Here is a 1,302-nt window from a genome sequence, read left to right as displayed (position 1 = left end):
TGGTGTTGCTGCGCGGCGACCCAGCCAGTCAGGCCGTTACGCCATCCCAGGGTTGCGGAGTCCGCGCTCACGTTGGTGACCTGGAGCAACTTGCCCAGGCCGGCTTCCATCTTCTTTTTGCCCTTGCTGCCGCCCTTGCGCGCCTCGAAAGCCGAGCCGTCCAGGTTGCGCTGTTCGCGGATCCGCTTACGGCTCATGGTCCGCACGCGTTTGGTCACGTTGTTGAGCAAACGCCGGCGCAACTGCGGGGGCAGACTCAACAGGGCCAGTTGCTCGCGAACGCCCAGGTGGCCCCGTACGTCCAACTCGAAAGTGCTACGCGCCACCGCCGCGCACCTCGCCGTGCTCAGCCGTCCACAGGTCAAAGGCAATCAGGCCCCACTTCTTGCCGAACGCCTCGACCAAGCCATTGGGGTCTTCTGCAAGGTGCTGCGCCTCGACAAACTCCAGGGTCAGTTCCAGATCTGCTTCGTCCGGGGTGATCTGGTCGACGGCGAACGTCGGCGCCGGCAGATCGTCGTCCCGATCGGGATCGTTGGTTTCCAGCCAGCCGCCCAGGAGCGCCATCAACAAGGCCGGGTTGCCGGCGAATCGCTCGATCACGACTACGGCGCGATAACGCATATCGCCCATGTGCAGACCCTGGGTGGTGTCTTTCCAGATCACGTCCAGGTTGACCTGCTCGGCCCAGCTGTCGATCTGCTCGGGCAGCACCAGGTTCAGGCCGATCAGGTAGGTGGTCAGGGCGCGGAGCTTGTTCATAGCAACGCCGCCGTGATGCGGCCACGGCCCTGCAGCGAGCGCACAGCTTGTTGGCTGAACGCCAGGAAGGTTTCCGGGCGATCGGGGGATTCCTTGCCCAGGTTCTCGGCGCTGTCGCGGCGGATGATGGTCGCGAACTGGGGCAAAAGGCTGGCTTTGGCCCTGCAGTAAACGGCGCGTTTGTACGTCGCTGCTTGAAATGTGCGCTCGGGCAGCACCATAGGGTCAGCAGATTCCAAAGTGGTGACACCTTGGTTCTGCCAACGCGCTTTGCACGTGGCCAAGTCGCTGTTGACCTCGGTCATCGCCGTGGTCAATTCAGCCGTCAGCAGTTCCGCCAGGTATTCCGCCGGCAGGCGATAGCCCTTCTGGAACTCGGCCACGTCGAGGTTCGGCCAAAAGCCGTCGTTCTCGATCGCCAGTTCCACCAGGGTGGTGGGTTTACCTGAAAAGCTCATGCTGACCGCTCAAATAGGGCGGGGAGCCTGTTTTCAGTGGGACGGTCCATAAATGGGCGGCTCACTTCCACAGGTCCCCGCT

Annotated in this window: 3 protein-coding genes; all 3 read right to left on the bottom strand. The window is 62.9% G+C overall.

The window, feature by feature from the left end; genetic code table 11:
• Positions 1-326 (bottom strand): phage virion morphogenesis protein (locus EJD88_RS13870; protein WP_178121992.1); only part of this gene is annotated, 326 nt, incomplete at its 3' end.
• Complete coding sequence (locus EJD88_RS13865) at positions 316-762, bottom strand: phage tail protein (RefSeq protein WP_158878248.1); 447 nt, start codon at positions 760-762, stop codon at positions 316-318. The genes EJD88_RS13865 and EJD88_RS13870, both read right to left, overlap by 11 nt.
• On the bottom strand, positions 759-1,220 hold the full coding sequence (locus EJD88_RS13860) for a head completion/stabilization protein (RefSeq protein WP_158878247.1): 462 nt from the start codon (positions 1,218-1,220) through the stop codon (positions 759-761). The genes EJD88_RS13865 and EJD88_RS13860 overlap by 4 nt, the downstream gene beginning before the upstream one ends.
• Between the last annotated feature and the right edge of the window lie 82 nt (positions 1,221-1,302).

The sequence above is a fragment of the Pseudomonas sp. PB105 genome (genome assembly GCF_009764655.1).
Classification (GTDB): Bacteria; Pseudomonadota; Gammaproteobacteria; order Pseudomonadales; family Pseudomonadaceae; genus Aquipseudomonas; species Aquipseudomonas cyclaminis.
The sequence above is the reverse complement of the archived record's forward strand: the minus strand, read 5'-3'. Positions and strand labels throughout refer to the sequence as shown.

Coding starts and splice junctions, on each gene's coding strand:
- EJD88_RS13865 (WP_158878248.1), bottom strand. CDS start 762: ATGAACAAGCTCCGCGCCCTGACCACCTACCTGATCGGCCTGAACCTG.
- EJD88_RS13860 (WP_158878247.1), bottom strand. CDS start 1,220: ATGAGCTTTTCAGGTAAACCCACCACCCTGGTGGAACTGGCGATCGAG.